We start from the raw sequence: 17,125 nt of genomic DNA, 5'->3' as shown, positions 1-17,125 counted from the left end.
ACGGTCCGCCAGCCGGAGCCACTTTCCCCTCCTGTTACCCAGGAGGATCACATGAGTACTGCTGCAATCAAGAAGACCACCAGTAAGTCCTGGCGCGTCGTCGACATCGTGGTGGCGGCCTTGGTGGCCATCGCCGGCGGGGTCATTTTCTGGGCCTGGGACCAGGGCGCCGCCGCCCTGTCGGCCCCCATGAACGCCGCCTACCCGCCCTTGACCGGGATCCTGGCCGGCGGCTGGATGATTCCCGGCGTGCTGGGAATGCTCATCATCCGCAAACCCGGAGCCGCCCTGTTCTGCGAAACTGTGGCCGCAACGGGCGAGCTCCTGATGGGTTCCCAATACGGCGCCTCCGTCCTTTTCTCCGGTTTCATCCAGGGGTTGGGCGCGGAAATCATCTTCGCGGTTTTCGTCTACCGCAAGTTCAACCTGCCCGTCTCCCTCGTGGCGGGGGCGGCCGCGGGCTTCTTCTGCGGCCTGAATGACTCATTCGCACCGTGGGGCTGGAGCATTGCCTACTCCGGGGCGGACAAGCTCGCCTACATCGTCCTGACCACGGTGTCCGGCGCCGTGCTGGCGGGCGCGTTGTCCTGGCTCGCCACCCGCGGCCTGGCCCGCACCGGGGTGCTGAGTTCCTTCGCGTCCCGCAAGGCTGCAACGGAGCCAGTTTTCTCCTGATGGCACCTTCCCAGGACGCCGCAGGAGGCGTGCGCCCTGCCGCCGTCACGGCCCGCGGCTGGGGCTGGCGGCATGCCGGCAGGGCCAAACCTGCCGTCCACGCCCTCGACCTGGATATCCGCCCCGGCGAGCGGGTACTCCTGCTCGGTCCCTCGGGTGCCGGGAAGTCGACGCTCCTGCATGCCCTCGCCGGGGTCCTGGGCGACATCAACGACGACGGCGAGGCCGGCGATGCGGACGAGTCCGGTTCGTTGCTGGTTGACGGCGCCCCGCCCCGCGAGCGTCGCGGCCGCTCCGGCCTGATGCAGCAGGACCCGGAGACGCAGGTGGTCCTCTCCCGGGTGGGGGACGACGTCGCCTTCGGCGCCGAGAACCTTGCCGTGCCCCGCGACGCCATCTGGGGGCGCGTGCACGAGGCGCTTGCCGACGTCGGACTGTCCCACCTCCCGCTGGACCACCCGACGTCGGCCCTCTCCGGCGGTCAGAAACAGCGCCTGGCGCTGGCGGGCATCCTGGCGATGCGTCCCGGGCTGATCCTGCTGGACGAGCCCACCGCCAACCTCGACCCGGACGGCGTCCTGGAGGTCCGGGACGCCGTGGCACGCTGCCTCGACAAGACCGGGGCCACTTTGGTGGTGGTGGAGCACCGGGTTTCCGTCTGGAAGGACCTGGTGGACCGGATCGTGGTCCTGCAGCCGGGCTCCGCCTCGGATCCCGCCGTGCTCCTGGACGGACCTCCGGACCGGGTGCTCAGCGAGGCCCGGGCCATGCTGACGGCAGCCGGAGTCTGGGTGCCGGGGTATGTGCCGGCCACCCGCCGCCGGTCCGGAATCCCGGCCGCCGTAACCGGCAACCTCCTGCTTGCAGCCGAAGACCTGGCGGTCTCCCGCGAGCGTCCCCGCCGCAAAGGCTTCCGGAAGATTCCGCCGGTTCCTGTCCAGGAGGGTGTTGCTGCGCAGGTCCGGGCCGGCCAGGCGCTGGCCGTCACCGGCCCGAACGGCGCCGGAAAATCAACGTTCGCACTGACCCTTGCCGGGCTCCTTGAACCGGTGTCCGGAAAGGTGTCGGCCGCCGTGGACCTGAGCCGCGGTGCCGGGATCGACCCCTACGCGTGGAAGGCAGAGCAGTTGATCTCACGGGTGGGTACCGTGTTCCAGGAACCGGAGCACCAGTTCGTGACGGGCAAGGTGTTGGACGAGCTGCTGTTCGGGCCGCGGCACCTGGGCCACGGCAAGGACCGGGTGGAGGAACTGCTGGAGCGGCTGCGGCTCACCCAGCTGGTGGACGCCAATCCCTACACATTGTCCGGCGGTGAGAAGCGTCGGCTGTCCGTGGCCACGGTCCTGGCCGCCAGCCCGCAGGTGCTGGTCCTGGACGAGCCGACGTTCGGGCAGGACGCCAACACCTGGGCGGAGCTGGCCTCGTTCCTCTCCGAACTCCTGGACGCCGGCACGGCCGTGGTGTCCGTGACCCACGACGCCGAATTCACCCGGGCTTTGGGCGGGGCCGAGCTGCGGATGGCCGCCACGGAACCGGTGGCGCCATGAGGCAGCAGCTGACCCTGGACTGCAACCGCGCCCTTCTTGCCCGGGCCAACCCGCTGAGCAAATTTGCCGCCGTCGTGCTGATCACCGCGGTCCTGGCGCTGTCCATCGACTGGGTTTCCGCGTCCGTGGCGCTGGTCTTCGAACTGATCCTGTTTCCCCTGGCCGGCCTCACCGTGTCCCTGCTCTGGCAGCGGGGCTGGCCGCTGATCCTCGCCGCCGCCATCGGCGGCTGGAGCACGTCCATCCTGGCGCCGGACAGCGGGAGGATCCTGCTCGACGCCGGCATCTGGACCATGAGCGAAGGCTCCCTCCAGCTGGGCATCGGCTTCCTGCTGCGGGGCTTCGCGATCGCCCTTCCGGCGGTGCTCCTGATGAGCTGCACCGATCCGACGGACCTTGCCGATGCGCTGGCACAGAAGGCGCGCCTGCCGCACCGGTTCGTCCTGGGAACCCTGGCGGCGATGCGCCTGGTGGGGCTCATGGCCGAGGAATGGCAGACCATCGGGATGGCCCGGCGTGCCCGCGGCGTGGGGTCGCGCGGCAACGTGGTCCAGCGGGTGAAGGCGACCCTGGGCCAAAGTTTCGGGCTCCTGGTGCAGGCGATCCGCCGCGCGTCGAGGCTTGCCGTGACCATGGAAGCGCGGGGTTTCGGCGGCGGGCAGCGAACCTGGGCCCGCGAATCGACGTTCAGTGTGCTGGACCTGTGGGTGGTAGGCGGTGGCGTCTTGATCGCCGGGTGCGCCCTCGGTGCGGCGCTTGCCGCGGGCCGTTGGAACATGGTGTGGCTGGGCAGCTAGCAGGGTTACCTGCCGGTACTATCGCATGTAGCGGGTAGGTCACCCCGGATACTCCCTCGGATGGCCATACCGCGACCTTCTATCTCATTTATGATATATTCGCGTCATGACTCAGGAGACCGCCGGCCACGTCGCCGCCATGTTGAGGAACGCCCGGACTGAGAAGGGCTGGACCCAAGGCCAGTTGGCTTCCGAACTCGGAACCAGCCAAAGCGCCGTCGCCCGGATGGAACAAGGCAAGCAGAACCTGAGCCTCAAGATGATCCAGCGGCTGGAGACCATCTTCGACCGGAGCATCGTCAACGTGGGCAAGCCCAGGATGACGCACCTGCGGGTGGAGGGCGGCCGCACCCTCTCCGGCGCGGTGGACGTCAACAGCAGCAAGAACGCCGGCGTGGCGCTGCTGTGCGCCAGCCTGATCAACCGGGGCACCACCGTGCTCCGCCGCCTCGCCCGGATCGAAGAAGTCAACCGCATCGTTGAAGTGCTGACCAGCATCGGCGTGGAATGCACCTGGCTCAACGACACTGATCTGCGCCTGCGCCGCCCGGCCGTCTTGGACCTGGAAGGGATGGACGTTGACGCGGCCCGGCGAACCCGCAGCGTCATCATGCTGCTGGGCCCCCTCCTGGATGAGTCACGGGAGTACCGGCTGCCCTACGCCGGCGGCTGCGACCTCGGCACCCGCACGGTGGAACCCCACATGCAGGCACTGCGCGAATTCGGGCTCTCCGTGGAAGCCACCGCCGGTTTCTACACGGTCCAGGCGCCTCCCGCGGACACCAGGGACCGTTCCTTCGTCCTCACCGAACGGGGGGACACCGTTACCGAGAATGCGATCATGGCGGCGGCCCACCGGCCGGGAACAACCGTGATCCGCAACGCCAGCCCCAACTACATGGTACAGGACCTCTGCTTCTACCTGCAGATGCTCGGGGTGGCCATCGAGGGCGTGGGAACCACCACGCTCCGGATCACCGGCCGGCCCGTGATCGACGCCGAGATCGAGTATTTCCCGTCCGAGGACCCGATTGAGGCCATGAGCCTGATTACGGCCGGCATCGTCACCAATTCCGAGGTCACGGTCCGCCGGGTACCCATCGAATTCATGGAAATCGAGTTGGCCACCCTGGGCCAGATGGGGCAGAAGCTCGAAATCTCCGGCGAATACATGGCCCGCAACGGGCGCACCCGGCTGGTGGACGTGACTACCAAACCGTCGGAGCTGCGCGCGCCCGAGGACAAGATCCACCCCATGCCGTTCCCCGGGCTGAACATCGACAACCTGCCTTTCTTTGCCGTGATCGCCGCGAACGCCCACGGGCAGACCATGATCCACGACTGGGTGTACGAAAACCGTGCCATCTACCTGACGGAGCTGAACCGGCTCGGTGCACAGGTGCAGCTGCTGGACCCGCACCGGATCTACGTCAACGGACCCACCAAGTGGCGTGCCGCGGAGGTGGGCTGCCCGCCGGCGCTCCGCCCCGCTGCATGCCTGCTGCTGGCCATGCTCGCCGCACGGGGCGTCTCCGAGCTGCGCAACATCTACGTGATCGAACGCGGCTACGAGGACCTGGCGGAACGCCTCAACACCATCGGCGCCAAGGTGGAGTACTTCCAGGACTAGGCGTTCATGCTTCGTCATGATCAGCAGCTGCGCCCGGAATTTCCTGGCCCTGACGCAGAATGTTCGTATGCGTACTTTCGGCGTCGAGGAAGAACTCCTGATTGTTGATCCGGAGTCCGGGGAGCCGCTTGCCCTGGCGGACGCCCTCCTCGCCGGACACCGTGTCGCTGCGGACGATCTCCCGGTGGACCCGGACCTCCACCACTCCGGGAAGCAGGCGGATCACGACGACGAGATGGGCCTCAGTGCCGAGCTGAAGCTTGAGCAGATCGAGACGCAGACAAAGCCCTGCCTGGAGTCCGAGGCCCTGCTCGAGCAGATCAGGGCCGGCCGCGCCATGGCCAATCAGGCGGCCGCCAAGAACGGAGCCAGGGTGGCTGCGCTGGCCACGTCTCCGCTGGCATCCGCCAGCCACACCACGCCGGACCCTCGCTACGCCAGGATGCTGGAGCGCTTTGGCCTCACGGCGCAGGAACAGCTGACCTGCGGTTTCCACGTGCACACCTACATCGAATCGCCGGAAGAGGGCGTGGCGGTCCTGGACCGGATCCGCGACAAGCTGGCGGTGCTGACGGCGTTGAGCGCCAACTCGCCGTACTGGAACGGCGTCCCCACCGGGTTCGAAAGCTACCGTACCCAGGCCTGGAACCGGTGGCCGACGTCCGGCCCGGCCGCGATCTACGGGACGTACCCCGCCTACCGGAGGGTGGTCACCCGGCTGCTGGACACCGGCGTGATGCTCGATGAAGGGATGCTGTATTTCGACGCGCGGCTCTCCCGCAACCACCCCACCGTGGAGGTGCGGGTGGCGGACGTCTGCCTCCGCGCCGAGGATGCAGCCTTGATCGCCGTGCTGGTCCGCGCCCTGGTGGAATCGGCCGGCAGGGAATGGCGCGAGGGGGTGGACCCGGCGCCCGTGCCCACTGTCCTGCTGCGGATGGCCTCCTGGCAGGCCAGCAGTTCGGGACTCGGCGGCGAGCTCCTGGACTTTGGGAACTTCCGTCCGGCCCCGGCCGCGGACGTAGCCCGTTCCCTGGTGGATTACCTGGCGCCTGTCCTTCAGGAACAGGGCGAACTGGCCATGGCCCGCCAGGGCGTGGAGCACATCATCGCCCGCGGGACAGGGGCCGCTGAGCAGCGCCGGGCCCGCGACAGGGCGCTGGCCGGACCGCCTCCCGAGGATATGGGCTTCGGTGCAGTGGTCCGGCACGCCGTAGACGCCACCATGCGCGGCGCCCTGGATCTTTCCGGCGTGGAAGACACCCCGGAACTGCTGCGGGTCCGCCAGGCCTGACGCCTTATATCTGCTTCAGGGCCTGTTCCAGGTCGCGGATGAGGTCGTCCGCGTCCTCGAGCCCCACGGAGAGCCGGACCACGCCGTCGCTCAAGCCAATGGCGGCCCGCCCCTCCGGCCCCATGGCGCGGTGCGTGGTGGTGGCGGGGTGGGTGATCAGGGACTTCGAATCGCCCAGGTTGTTGGAGATGTCGATGATCCGCAGCCCGTCCAACAGGGCGAAGGCCGCCTCCTTGCCGGAGCGCCCGCCCGAGGGCGCCAGCTCAAGGGTGAGGACCGTGCCGCCGGCGCTCATCTGCTTCGCCGCCAGCTCATACTGCGGGTGCGATGTCAGCAGCGGGTACTTCACCCAGCTCACGGCAGGCTGCTCCTCGAGCCACTCAGCGAGCCGCAGGGCGGTGGCCGAGGAGTGCCGGACGCGCAGGCTCATGGTTTCCAGGCCCTTGGTCAGGACCCAGGCGTTGAACGCCGAAAGCGCCGGACCTGTGTGGCGCATCAGCTGCTTCACCGGGCCGTCGATGAACTCCTTGGTGCCCAGGATGGCACCGCCCAGGACCCGGCCCTGCCCGTCGATGTGCTTGGTGCCGGAGTACACGATGACGTCCGCGCCCAGGTCCCCGCAGCGCTGCAGCAGGGGAGTGGCGAAGACATTGTCCGCAACTACCGTGGCGCCGGCGGCATGGGCCAGTTCGCTCACCGCGGCGATGTCCACGATTTCCTGCATCGGGTTGGACGGGGATTCGAAGAAGACGGCGGTGGTGGGCTTGGACAGGGCCTCGCGCCACTGGTCCAGGTCCGGGCCATCGACGAAGACCGTTTCCACTCCCCACCGCGGCAGGATCTCGTTCAGGATCACGAAACATGACCCGAACAGTGAGCGGGCGGCCACCACGCGGTCACCGGCTGCAAGCAGCGCGCCCAGGGCCGTGAACACCGCGGACATGCCCGACGCCGTCGCGAAGCAGGCCTCGGTGCCTTCCAGCAGCCTGAGCCGTTCCTGGAAGGTGGCCACGGACGGGTTGCCGTAGCGCGAGTACACAAAGCGCTCGTCCTCGCCGGTGAAGGCGCGTTCGGCCGCGGCCGCGGATTCGTAGACGAACCCGGAATTCAGGAAGACGGCCTCTGAGGTTTCCTGGAAGTTGGTGCGGTCCAGCCCGCCGCGGACAGCCTGGGTGTCGGGGCTCCAGCCGGGGGCATCTTGATTGAAAGTCACTTAGTTCTTTCCGAGGTTGGTGGGCAGGCCGCGGTTCTTCCAGCCGTTGACGGTCCGTTCGCCGTAGCGGTCAGGTTCCCCCTCGAAGCCCTCCAGGACGTTGTAGGAAGTGAAGCCGGCCTGGGTGGCCGCCACGGCCGCGGCGATGGATCGCTGGCCCGAACGGCAAAGGAACACGAGCTCAGCGCCCGGGTCCTCAGGCGCCTGCTCCTTGAGGTCCTTCACGAAATCGGGGTTGGGGATGCCGCCGGGGAAGGTCCACTGGATGAAGAGCGGATCGTTGTCCGTTGCCTTGGTATCCGGAATGCCAATGTGGGCCCATTCGCCCTCGGTGCGGACGTCCACCAGGATGGCGCCCTGCTCCAGCTTGGCCCACGCTTCCTGCGGCGTCAGGTCTCCCGCGTAGCTCATGCGTGGCCCTCGCCGTCGAACTCGCCTTCCAGGTCGTCAACGGCCGTGGCCACCGCGGCGTCAGCCGACGCGATGGCGGCCGGGAGGACAACGGCCTGGGCCACGATGACGCTGCTGCCGTTGAAAGTGGCCGCCGGGCTGCCGTGCAGGACGTAACCGTCCGCAAGCGCAGCCGAGATCCGCTCACAGAAGGAGCGGTCGTCCGGGCCCGTAATCAGGCGGTAGGACAATTTTTCGTCAGGGGCGGGTGCGTCAGACACGACGGATCTCCTTCTTTCACGCTTGCAGCTCGAATCGGTCGATATGCCAAGTATTCACCTGAGGCACCCCGCCGCGAGAGGAGGGTTGCCGACCGGCCAGTCAGGGCTTAGCACCGGTACTCATTACTCCCCAAAAACGTAACACCTGCGCCGCCAAGCCGCACGGCCGCCGTCGTCATGTTCCGTAATTGAGAGCCCGCGACCACCGCGTCACGGGAACGCGGCAAGGCGGCCGGACCGATAAAGTTTCTACCGGGGGCGCCGCCCTGCCGTCACAGTGGGAGTACCGGGGGGTCTTGCCAGCATGCGAGCAGCAACATCGCACCACCAGGCCGGCCGTCGTCGTGCCCGTCACCGTTCCCCCGGGGCGTTCCTGGCCGCCGCCGTCGTCGTGCTCCTGGCGCTGCTGGCGCCCGCCGGTGCTGCGCAGGCGGCCTCCGCGGTACCGGACCAAGGCAAGCCGTGGCTGGGTGCCGTCCTTGAATGGGGCGAGGATACCGCCGCTGGATTCTCCGACCGGCTGGGTGCGAGCCCGGCCGTGTTTGGCCACGACATCGGCCTGCCGTTCCGCGACTCGGACCGGAACAACATCGAGGGGTTCCTGCAGCAGGCCTCGGCCAAGGGCGCCCACGCCATGCTCACCGTGAAGCCCACGGTGCCGCTGGACCAGATCGGCGCCTCCGAAGCGGAAGCCTTCGCCGGCAAGGTCCGCGACCTGGCCTCCGGGTTCAAGGGCCGGCTGTTGATCCGGTTTGCGCCGGACATGAACTCGAGCTGGGTGGCCTGGGGGCAGCAGCCGGCCGCCTACCGGGAGGCCTTCAAGGCGGTCGCGGCAGCGGTCAAAAAGGACGACGGCGGCCGGGCCGCCATGGTCTGGGCGCCGTACCTGGGCAAGGACTACCCCTTTGACCGGAGCAGGAATGCCCCGCAGCCTGGAAGTGACGGCTTCGCCCTCCTGGACACCAACGGCGACGGCGCCTGGAACGGCTCCGACGCCGCCTACGCCCCCTACTATCCGGGGGACGACGCCGTGGACTGGGTGGGCCTGACTGCCTACCATGACGACACTGCCGGCGCCGCTGCCGTTAACACCGTGCCGCGTGCCGGTGAACTCCAGGAGATGCTGACCGGCGCGGGCAGCGAGAACTTCTACAGTGCCTACGCGGAGGTCCGCAGGAAGCCGCTACTGCTCCAGACGTCGGCGTTCTACAGCCCTGCCGCGGGCGGACCGCCGGAGGCGGATATCAAGACGGCCTGGTGGGACCAGGTGGTGGGTACCGCCACCTCGCCGGCTTTCGCCAGGACGGCGGCGGTGGTGTGGGACGAGCGCACCAGCACCCGGGATACCGGCGTGGCCAGCATCGACTGGCTGCTCACCGGAAATCCCGCCATCGCCAAAGCTGCGCTGGACCGGCTGAAGTCCTCTGCTGTGGTCACCGGGCCGGTCACCGATGTGGCCGCGGACGGATCGTATGTCCGGGCCAACACCCTGTCCGGGGCAGCGGTCTGGACCGTGGCCGTGGCGATGGCCATCCTCCTGGCGGCGCTGTGGCAGATTCCCCGCCGGGTCAACGCCGCCACCGCATGGAGCTACCAGGAGCCGGGAAACAGGGACTCGCGCGTGGATCTGCTGCGCGGGATGGCCATTGTCTTCGTGGTGGTCAACCACCTGGGCCTGGTCTCGCTGTTCCAGCTGCTCACCCAGGAGGCCGTGGGCTTCGTATCGGGTGCCGAACTCTTCGTACTGTTCTCCGGCCTGGTGGTGGGCATGGTCTACGGGCCGAAGGCCAGGGAAGACTTCGGCAAGGTTGTGGACCTCACCTCCCGCCGGGCGGGGAAGCTCTATGTGACCGCGCTGTCGGTGCTGATCGGCGTCTTCCTCATCGCGCAGCTTCCGTTCTTCCACACCGAGGCCTTAACCACGTTCGTGGACCAGGGGACCGGCGGGGCCGGGCATAACGGTGCCGGCCGGACGTACGACCTCTACGCCGGGATGTCGTCGCTGTTCCAGTTCCCGGTGCCGCCCCAGGTCCTGCCGGCCATCCTGCTGCTGCAGTTCGGGCCCTGGCAGTTTAACGTGATGGGCCTGTACGTGGTGTTGCTCCTGGCCAGCCCCTTGATCCTGGCCCTGTTGAACCGCGGAAAGGCCGTATGGGTCCTGGTGGTATCGTTGGCGGTGTACGCCGTGGGGGCCGGAACCAGGTTCAGGATTTTGCCGTCGCAGTTCGAGGACTCTTTTCCGCTGCTGGTGTGGCAGGTGCTGTTCGTGCTGGGGCTCGTGGTGGGATACCACCGGCGCAGCATTATCGCGTGGTTGTCGGCGCATGCCTGGGTGGTGGCCGCCTGTACGGTGGCTGCAGTCGCCCTGGCCTTCCTATCCTGGGGCAACCCCTACTTGGCCAACAACTACGACGTCCGGCTGGCGCTGATGCCGGACGCCACCTACCGGGCCATGTATGACGCCCTCTTTGGCCGGACCTACCTGGCTCCGGGCCGCCTGCTCAACGTCGTCTTGCTGGTGGTGGCGGCGTATGCGTTCCTCAGCGCCTACTGGAAACCGGTTGAGTGGGCGCTGGGCTGGTTCCTGATCCCGCTGGGCCGCGCAACGCTCTATGTCTTCATCATGCACGTGGTGCTGATCGCCGTCGTGGCCAACATCCCCGCCCTCCAGCAGGAGAGTATCTTCCTCAACACCGTGGCGTACGCCGTGGTGCTGGGCCTGCTGTGGGTGATGGTCCGCACCAGGTTCCTGTTCCGGATCATTCCCACCTAGGCCCCATCTTCCACCTGGGAACCATGGCCCGGGCATGAAAAATGCTGCGGCACGGTGGGTGCCACAGCATTTCGATCACGTGCCAGGTGAGGACTGGGAATCCCTTGGAGGGTATGTGTCCTAGACCAGCTCGGGATACGAGGACACGATGTAGTCGGCGGCAGCCGGACCTTTCATGCGCAGGCCCTTGCGGCTGCCCGGCAACCGCGTCTTCATCGCTGACCAGAAGGTCGTTTCCGTACCCGGCAGGTGCTGGTTGATGAAGCACCAGCTCATGTACAGGCCGTAGAAGCGGTCGCGTTCCAGGGTGGACTCGGAGGTCTGGTCGAAGTAGGTGGCGTCTTGGAGAAAGAGATCAAACTGGGAATGTGCCATGAGGGCGTCCCTTCGCTAAGTGCGTGGCGCCGCCGTTCGGCTACAGCAGCGAACCTCGATGCCCTGCACTGGTGGCAATCGGGTCCATAGATTAATCCTGTGAAAGAAACCGGGATCATGAGCGCCGTCAACGCCTGTCTACACTGTAGACTTTACCCGTAGACTACATATGAGGCAACCCTCTCGAATGATCTCGGGTCAGTTGTCCGCAGCGAGGACAAATTCATGACTTCCCCCAAACCATCCGGCACCGGCAAGGCCAAGGCCAGGCTCAGCCGGGACATCGTGCTGGCCAAAGCGCTGGAAATGGTGGATGCGGAAGGTCTCGAAGCATTGACCATGCGCCGCTTGGGCCAGGAGCTCGGCAGGGACCCGATGAGCCTTTACCGCTATGCGGAGAATCGGGCTGCCTTGCTCGACGGGGTTTCGGAACTGGTGCTGGACCAGCTCACCATCCAGCAGGATGACCCTGACTGGAAGGCGCAGTTGCGGGCGATCGCCCACAACCTGCGGACCCTGGCGCTCCAGCATCCCAACGTGGTGCCCCTGTTGGTGACCAGGCCACTCTCCACGCCCCTCGGCTTGCGCCCGCTGGGCACGCTGCGGCCGCTGGAGAAGATCCTTTCCCTGCTGGTGTCGGCCGGATTCGATCCCTCAGACGCGCTGCACGTCTACCGCGTGTACTACGGCTTCCTCTACGGCCACATCCTCAACGAACTGCAGGAGTTCGTGGTGGACCCCGAAGAGAACGAGGTGCTGCTGCGGCTGGGGCTCCACCGCCTGCCCGCCAAGGAATTTCCCAACCTGCGGGCGTTGGCCCCGGCCTTGGCAGATTACGACGGCGCCAGCGAGCTTGACCAGGGGCTCACCATCCTCTTGTCCGGACTGGAAGCACAGCTGTCCCGGCAGGCGGCAGCAGCGCTCGGCTAGAACGGAAGCGGGCGGCGGGGCATTATTCGAACGAGGCCCTGCGCCGGTCCTGCACGCGGGTGTTCCAGACATCCGGCCGGTTGACCTGGAACCTGCGGCCGGTCAGGGCCTTCGCGTTCAGCCGGACGTAGTTGGCCTTTTCGCCGGGCTGCCACGGTTCCAGGCCGAGGCCGTCCACTTGGTCCTTTACCGCCTGGTCCTCGATGATCCCGGTATCGCCGCGCACCACCACGCTCCATGCCATTTCGGTGGCGGGGTCGTAGCCGTCGATCTCCAGCGCCGCCGGCCGCTCCATTTTGGCGCCCCAGAGCTTGGAACCGGGCGCTGTCCGGAAGACGATGCTGCGCAGGTGGACGATGTAGTTCACGGGAAAGATTTCGGGATGCTCGTCCACCACGATGGCCAGCCTGCCCACGGTGTCATTGGCGAGGAGTTCCCAGCAGTCGTCAAAGGAGAGGTTTTCGATCGGCAGCTTGTGCGAGTCCATGGTCCACACCTTACGGGTGAAGCCGGGAGGGCAAAAGGGGCCGGTGGCCCTGTTGCGCGGCTACTGGATCCCGGCGAAAAGTCCGCTCAACTCCGCTGTCAGTTCCTTCTTCACGGCCGGCGTGCCGATTTCCTTGCCGTCGATACGGTTCACGGGGGCCAGCAGCCGGACGCTGGAGATCAGCCAGACGGCATCCGCATCCAGCAGGTCGCGGGGCTCCAGCGGGCCGTACCCCAGCTCCCAGCCCGCCGCCTTGGCCGCCGCGAAAAGCGCGCCCTGGGACGTTCCGGGCAGGATGCCGCTGTCCAGCTGCGGCGTGATGAGGCGCTTGACCGCAGTGCCGTCGTCGGACTTTTCCACGTGGGCCAGCAGCACGGTGGAGGTAGGTCCTTCCAGGACGCGGCCGTCGGATGAGGTGAAGATTACGTCGTCCGCGCCCTGCTTGTGGGCGTGCCGGAGGGCCGCCATGTTCACCGCGTAGGACAGCGTCTTGGCACCCAGGAGCAGCCACGGGGCCCGTTCGGCCACGTCACTGTCATAGCCGCGGTCCAGCAGGATTACGTCGATGCCGGTTTCCCGCTGGCGGCGGCCCGCCGCTCCGGCAGGTGCGACCTGCACCCAGGCGGTGGGGGCCGGGGCGCCCTCGACACCGCGGGTCACCACCAGCTTGACCACCAGTTCGTCGGCGGCAGCGTCCGACGGCGGGTTCCCGGCGCGGTACCGGGCAACGGCGGCCGCGATGGCGCGCTGCCACACGTCCTGCCCCGGAATGTCGAGGTCCAGCGCGCGGGCGGAGCCTGCAAGCCGGTCCAGGTGGGCCTGCATTTTCCGGACTGTCCCGCCGACGGCCAGCATGGTTTCGAAGATCCCGTCACCCCGGGTGACGCCCAGGTCCGTGACCAGGAGCTGCGGTTTGGCGGCGTCGGCCACCCTGCCGTCAGGGTAGGCAGGGTCAAGGAAAACGAGGACAACGGGGGCTGGAGAGCTCATGGCACCAGCTTAGTGCGGCGGCGCCGCTAAGCTGGGCGGAGTGCGCCGGCCGGAACCGTCCCCGGAGCCCGACCTCCCCGGGAGATATTGACGTGTTGTGGCCTTTTTCGCTTGCCGGCACCGCGCCGACGTGGGTTGTGGTGCTCCTGGGCTTTGCCGACCTGGTGATCAGGGTCCTCGCACTGGGCATCATCCCCGGCAACAGGCGCCCCACCACAGCCATGGCGTGGCTGCTGGGGATCTTCTTCATCCCGTTCCTGGGCATCGTCCTGTTCCTGTTGTTCGGCAACTTCCAGCTGTCCAGCCGCCGCCGCGCGCAGCAGGAGCAGGTTAACGACCGCGTGCGGGCCGGCATCACTGCCTTGTCGGACGTTGAGAGCGACTACCCCGGGCCGGAATGGGTGAAGTCCGCGGCGGAGCTCAACCGCACCCTGGGTTCGCTTCCCATGGTGGACGGCAACTCCGTTGAGCTCATCCCCGGCTACCCGGACTCCATCCTGGCCATGACCAACGCGGTGCGGAAGGCGAAGACCTTCGTCAACGCCGAGTTCTACATCATGAGCTCGGACCACATCACCAACGATCTTCTGACCGCCATGGAGGAAGCGGCCGAACGGGGCGTGGAAGTGCGGCTCCTGTTCGACCACATCGGCACGTTGCGCATCAAGGGCTACCGGAAGCTGCTCAAGCGCCTGCGGGCCGGCAAGATCCAGTGGAAGCGGATGCTTCCCCTCCTGCCCATCCATGGCCAATGGCGCCGGCCGGACCTGCGCAACCACCGCAAGATCATGGTGGTGGACGGCGAAATCGCCTTCACGGGGTCGCAGAACCTGATCGAGCCCTCCTACAACAACCCGCGGCACCGCAAGGCCGGCCGCGAATGGGTGGAACTGATGGCCTGCCTGCGGGGGCCGATCGTGACCACCCTGAACGTCGTCTTCGCCACCGACTGGCTGAGCGAGACCGACGAATCCCTGGAGCACCAGCTGCAACTGCCGGCGAATCCCGAGCCCGGAGATGTCACGGCCCAGGTGGTGCCCAGCGGCCCCGGGTTCATCACGGAAAACAACCTCCGGCTCTTCAACACGCTCATCTACTCCGCGCAGCACCGGATTTCCATCTGCAGCCCCTATTTCGTCCCGGACGACTCCCTGCTGTATGCCATCACCACCGCGGCGCAGCGCGGCGTCGATGTGGAACTGTTCGTCTCCGAAAAGGGCGACCAGTTCCTGGTCCACCACGCGCAGCGGTCCTACTACGAAGCACTCCTCGAGGCAGGCGTACGCATCTACCTGTACAAGGCGCCGTTCGTGCTGCACGCCAAGCACTTCACCATCGACGACGAAGTGGCCGTCCTGGGATCGAGCAACATGGACATGCGTTCCTTCTCGTTGAACCTTGAGGTTTCCGTGATGCTCCTGGGCGAGGACATCGTCAACAAGATGCGCGCGGTGGAGGACACCTACCGGGACATCTCCCACGAGTTGAAGCTGGCGGACTGGCTGAACCGGCCGCTGGCCGCCCGGTATGTGGACAACGTGGCCCGGCTGACGGCCACGGTGCAGTAGGACCGCCGTGTTCCGCTAAGCCAGGGTCAGTCCTCCGGGAAGTCCGAGCCGAGGGTGGAGAGCACGCCAAAGGCCTTGGTGCGGATCTCGTCGTACTCGTCGTCCGGGTCGGAGTCCGACGTGATGGCACCGCCGACGCCGAGCGTCAGGTCCGCGGCTCCGTCGCCCGAGGCGTCGATCACCAGGGTCCGGATGGCGACGGCGAGGTCGGTCGCCGAGTTGAGCGAGAAGTACCCGATGGCCCCCGAGTAGAATCCGCGGGGCCCGGCCTCCAGCCGGTCCAGGATGGCCATGGTGCTGATCTTGGGCGCGCCGGTCATGGACCCTGCCGGGAAGCAGGCCGCCACTGCCTCGGCCCGGGCCGCCCCGGGGAGGAGCCGGGCGTCGATGGTGCTGACCATCTGGTGGACGGTGGCGTAACTTTCGATCGCGCACAGCCGGCTGACCGTCACGGAGCCGGGCACCGCAAAGTGGCTGAGATCGTTGCGCAGCAGGTCAACGATCATGATGTTCTCGGCGCGGTCCTTCACGGACGTGGCCAGGTCGGCGCGCAGTTGCGAGTCTTCCTGCGGATCGGCAGCCCGGCGGCGGGTGCCCTTGATCGGTTCGGCGCGCATGCCGCCGTCGGCTGCTATCTTCAGGAACCGTTCGGGCGAGGTGCTGGCGACGGAAAGGCCGCCCAGCCGCAGGTAACTGGCGAACGGGGCCGGGTTGCGGCGGCGCAGCGCGAGGTAGGTGGCCCAGGGATCCAGGGTCTCCGCCGGGATCCGGGCTTCCAGGGTGGTGGTCAGGCAGACTTCGTAGGTGTTTCCCTGCGCAATCTCGTGCTGGGCGGCCGCAATTTTCGCCCGGTAGCGGGCGCCCGTGTCCCGGCTGCGGAAAACGGGCGGGCCGGGGCGTCCGGCGCCGGTGCTGCCGCCGGCATCCCCGGCGCCCACCGCTCTTGTGCCCACCGCTCCGGCGGGGCCCGCGGGGGTCGTGGAGGCTGAAGCGGCGGCCTGCACGGCTGCCCGTGCGCGGTCCAGCCATTCATCGGCGTCAGGTGCCGCAAGCGCCAGGAGCCAGGCGGTGCCTTCGGTATGGTCAAGCACCACGGCCCGGCCGGCGAAGATCAGGGCGGCGTCCGGTGTGGGGGCGGAAAGGTCGCTGCCGCCGGTTTCGCGCTTGAGTTCGTAACCCAGGCAGCCAAGCCACCCCAGGGTGAACTCGCCCGGATAGCCCTCGGGAGTCCGGACCGCCCGCCGGCCCCAGACGGTGTTCAGCCAGCGGAAGAACGGGCCCGGAACCTTCGCCACGGACGAACCCGCGCTGATGAAGCCCACCCCCGCGCGGTGCGTGACATACTGCCCGAACGTGCCGGCGTCGTCCGCCATGATGCTGAACCGGCTGCGTTCGGCGGCCGTCCTGTCCTGCGGACCTGACGCCTGCGGACCGGACGTCGGCTGCCCGGGGGCGGCCGGTGCGTCCCGGTGGTTGGAGGAGTCCAGCCAAACGGCGTTGGGGGAGCGGCCGTACAGGGATTCGAACAGGGCCGGTGCGTCCGGTGCCAGGTCCAGGCGCTCGGCGTGCAGGCGGAGGCCGCGGCGGGCGGACAATTCCGGGGCGAGCACCGGTGCCAGCGCAGGCAGGTAGGGGAGAAGCCGCAACAGGTCTGCGGGCGCGGAGCCGTCAGCGCGGTTGTTGACGCGCAGGTCCGCCCGGCCGGGGACGTTGTCGCCGCCCAGCCATTCTTCCTCCTGGGCCGCCCACTGGTCCCAGAACGGCCTGTAGGTGTCGCCGTCGCGGTCCAGGGCCCGGGTCCGTCGGACGTCGTCCGGTGCCTCCGCCCAGATCACGGCGTTCAGGAACGGGCGGGCAGGCTCGGACGCTGCGCCCACGCCCTCCACGATGACGATCTCCGCCGGCAGTGTTACCCGGGCATCGCCGTCGTAATGGTTGGCCCAGTCCCAGCTGGTCCAGGTGGCGGCCTCGCCCCTGCTCAGCGGCGTGAGGACCGTGGACACATAGCGTTCGACGCCGGCCGCGAGCCCGTCCCAGCCCGGGTAGATGTCCTCGAGGTGGAACAGGGACACCTTGTGGTGGGCGCGGAGCAGCGCCGCGAGTTCGACTGCCAAGGTGGTCTTGCCTGCTCCGGAGCGCCCGTCGATGGCGATGATGACGGGGGCTGGGCTCATG

Annotated in this window: 15 protein-coding genes and 1 riboswitch; of the genes, 8 read left to right on the top strand and 7 right to left on the bottom strand. The window is 67.7% G+C overall.

The annotated features are described in order from the left end of the window. Window positions 1-51 precede the first annotated feature (51 nt). The 5 genes from DFO47_RS13225 (at window position 52) to DFO47_RS13205 (ending at window position 5,943) form a co-directional block, all read left to right on the top strand. Window positions 52-675, top strand: coding sequence for an ECF transporter S component (locus tag DFO47_RS13225; protein WP_133831921.1), 624 nt, complete (start codon window positions 52-54; stop codon window positions 673-675). After that, window positions 675-2,222 carry an ATP-binding cassette domain-containing protein gene (locus tag DFO47_RS13220; protein WP_133831920.1) on the top strand — a complete coding sequence of 516 codons (1,548 nt, stop codon included), beginning with the start codon at window positions 675-677 and terminating at the stop codon, window positions 2,220-2,222. Before DFO47_RS13225 ends, DFO47_RS13220 begins: the two co-directional genes overlap by 1 nt. Beyond that, window positions 2,219-3,019, top strand: a complete 801-nt coding sequence (locus DFO47_RS13215) for an energy-coupling factor transporter transmembrane component T (protein ID WP_133831919.1) — start codon at window positions 2,219-2,221, stop codon at window positions 3,017-3,019. Before DFO47_RS13220 ends, DFO47_RS13215 begins: the two co-directional genes overlap by 4 nt. A gap of 106 nt (window positions 3,020-3,125) precedes the next feature. Beyond that, window positions 3,126-4,649, top strand: coding sequence for a UDP-N-acetylglucosamine 1-carboxyvinyltransferase (locus DFO47_RS13210; protein WP_018760731.1), 1,524 nt, complete (start codon window positions 3,126-3,128; stop codon window positions 4,647-4,649). Window positions 4,650-4,716: 67 nt separating this feature from the next. Continuing rightward, the gene (locus DFO47_RS13205) at window positions 4,717-5,943 is read left to right on the top strand and encodes a glutamate--cysteine ligase (protein WP_133831918.1); all 1,227 of its coding nucleotides are present in this window, start codon (window positions 4,717-4,719) and stop codon (window positions 5,941-5,943) included. Between the two features lie 4 nt (window positions 5,944-5,947). Here the strand turns inward: DFO47_RS13205 and DFO47_RS13200 are convergent, their stop codons facing one another. Genes DFO47_RS13200 through DFO47_RS13190 form a run of 3 tightly spaced genes read right to left on the bottom strand, consistent with a single transcriptional unit; the run spans window position 5,948 to window position 7,827 of the window. Next, window positions 5,948-7,156, bottom strand: a complete 1,209-nt coding sequence (locus DFO47_RS13200) for an O-succinylhomoserine sulfhydrylase (protein ID WP_018760733.1) — start codon at window positions 7,154-7,156, stop codon at window positions 5,948-5,950. Further along, the gene (locus DFO47_RS13195; RefSeq protein WP_018760734.1) at window positions 7,157-7,567 is read right to left on the bottom strand and encodes a rhodanese-like domain-containing protein; all 411 of its coding nucleotides are present in this window, start codon (window positions 7,565-7,567) and stop codon (window positions 7,157-7,159) included. Then, entirely contained in the window at window positions 7,564-7,827 is a 264-nt protein-coding gene (locus tag DFO47_RS13190) for a DUF1737 domain-containing protein (RefSeq protein WP_018760735.1), read from the bottom strand. The genes DFO47_RS13195 and DFO47_RS13190 overlap by 4 nt, the downstream gene beginning before the upstream one ends. 13 nt (window positions 7,828-7,840) lie before the next feature. After that, a riboswitch (SAM riboswitch) is annotated at window positions 7,841-7,955 on the bottom strand. 176 nt (window positions 7,956-8,131) lie between these two features. Between DFO47_RS13190 and opgC the strand changes: the two genes are divergently transcribed. Beyond that, window positions 8,132-10,600, top strand: a complete 2,469-nt coding sequence (gene opgC, locus DFO47_RS13185) for an OpgC domain-containing protein (RefSeq protein WP_243835473.1) — start codon at window positions 8,132-8,134, stop codon at window positions 10,598-10,600. 120 nt (window positions 10,601-10,720) lie between these two features. Here the strand turns inward: opgC and DFO47_RS13180 are convergent, their stop codons facing one another. Further along, window positions 10,721-10,975: a hypothetical protein gene (locus DFO47_RS13180; RefSeq protein ID WP_018760737.1), complete on the bottom strand. Its 255-nt coding sequence runs from the start codon at window positions 10,973-10,975 to the stop codon at window positions 10,721-10,723. A gap of 225 nt (window positions 10,976-11,200) precedes the next feature. Between DFO47_RS13180 and DFO47_RS13175 the strand changes: the two genes are divergently transcribed. Next, window positions 11,201-11,905, top strand: coding sequence for a TetR/AcrR family transcriptional regulator C-terminal domain-containing protein (locus DFO47_RS13175; RefSeq protein WP_109045510.1), 705 nt, complete (start codon window positions 11,201-11,203; stop codon window positions 11,903-11,905). 22 nt (window positions 11,906-11,927) lie between these two features. On the opposite strand, the gene DFO47_RS13170 is transcribed toward DFO47_RS13175, so the two are convergent. Together DFO47_RS13170 and DFO47_RS13165 are read right to left on the bottom strand one after the other, a co-directional pair. Beyond that, window positions 11,928-12,392 carry a pyridoxamine 5'-phosphate oxidase family protein gene (locus DFO47_RS13170; RefSeq protein WP_109045511.1) on the bottom strand — a complete coding sequence of 155 codons (465 nt, stop codon included), beginning with the start codon at window positions 12,390-12,392 and terminating at the stop codon, window positions 11,928-11,930. Between the two features lie 60 nt (window positions 12,393-12,452). Next, on the bottom strand, window positions 12,453-13,382 hold the full coding sequence (locus tag DFO47_RS13165) for an aminodeoxychorismate lyase (RefSeq protein ID WP_133831917.1): 930 nt from the start codon (window positions 13,380-13,382) through the stop codon (window positions 12,453-12,455). 95 nt (window positions 13,383-13,477) lie between these two features. On the opposite strand from DFO47_RS13165, the gene cls reads away from it, so the two are divergent. Then, entirely contained in the window at window positions 13,478-14,950 is a 1,473-nt protein-coding gene (gene cls, locus DFO47_RS13160; RefSeq protein WP_133831980.1) for a cardiolipin synthase, read from the top strand. A gap of 26 nt (window positions 14,951-14,976) precedes the next feature. Here cls and pabB read toward each other — a convergent pair whose 3' ends face one another. Continuing rightward, window positions 14,977-17,124 (bottom strand): aminodeoxychorismate synthase component I, encoded by a 2,148-nt coding sequence (pabB, locus tag DFO47_RS13155; RefSeq protein ID WP_133831916.1) that lies wholly within the window; start codon window positions 17,122-17,124, stop codon window positions 14,977-14,979. Window position 17,125: the final 1 nt, after the last annotated feature.

This window comes from Arthrobacter sp. AG258, from assembly GCF_004364695.1.
Lineage (GTDB): Bacteria > Actinomycetota > Actinomycetes > Actinomycetales > Micrococcaceae > Arthrobacter.
Note: the sequence above shows the minus strand (reverse complement) of the source record. Positions and strands in the feature narration are given on the sequence as shown.

Excerpts from the sequence above, each read along its gene's own strand:
- DFO47_RS13225 (WP_133831921.1), top strand. The coding sequence starts at position 52 with ATGAGTACTGCTGCAATCAAGAAGACCACCAGTAAGTCCTGGCGCGTC.
- DFO47_RS13220 (WP_133831920.1), top strand. The coding sequence starts at position 675 with ATGGCACCTTCCCAGGACGCCGCAGGAGGCGTGCGCCCTGCCGCCGTC.
- DFO47_RS13215 (WP_133831919.1), top strand. The coding sequence starts at position 2,219 with ATGAGGCAGCAGCTGACCCTGGACTGCAACCGCGCCCTTCTTGCCCGG.
- DFO47_RS13210 (WP_018760731.1), top strand. The coding sequence starts at position 3,126 with ATGACTCAGGAGACCGCCGGCCACGTCGCCGCCATGTTGAGGAACGCC.
- DFO47_RS13205 (WP_133831918.1), top strand. The coding sequence starts at position 4,717 with ATGCGTACTTTCGGCGTCGAGGAAGAACTCCTGATTGTTGATCCGGAG.
- DFO47_RS13195 (WP_018760734.1), bottom strand. The coding sequence starts at position 7,567 with ATGAGCTACGCGGGAGACCTGACGCCGCAGGAAGCGTGGGCCAAGCTG.
- opgC (WP_243835473.1), top strand. The coding sequence starts at position 8,132 with ATGCGAGCAGCAACATCGCACCACCAGGCCGGCCGTCGTCGTGCCCGT.
- DFO47_RS13180 (WP_018760737.1), bottom strand. The coding sequence starts at position 10,975 with ATGGCACATTCCCAGTTTGATCTCTTTCTCCAAGACGCCACCTACTTC.
- DFO47_RS13175 (WP_109045510.1), top strand. The coding sequence starts at position 11,201 with ATGACTTCCCCCAAACCATCCGGCACCGGCAAGGCCAAGGCCAGGCTC.
- DFO47_RS13170 (WP_109045511.1), bottom strand. The coding sequence starts at position 12,392 with ATGGACTCGCACAAGCTGCCGATCGAAAACCTCTCCTTTGACGACTGC.
- DFO47_RS13165 (WP_133831917.1), bottom strand. The coding sequence starts at position 13,382 with ATGAGCTCTCCAGCCCCCGTTGTCCTCGTTTTCCTTGACCCTGCCTAC.
- pabB (WP_133831916.1), bottom strand. The coding sequence starts at position 17,124 with ATGAGCCCAGCCCCCGTCATCATCGCCATCGACGGGCGCTCCGGAGCA.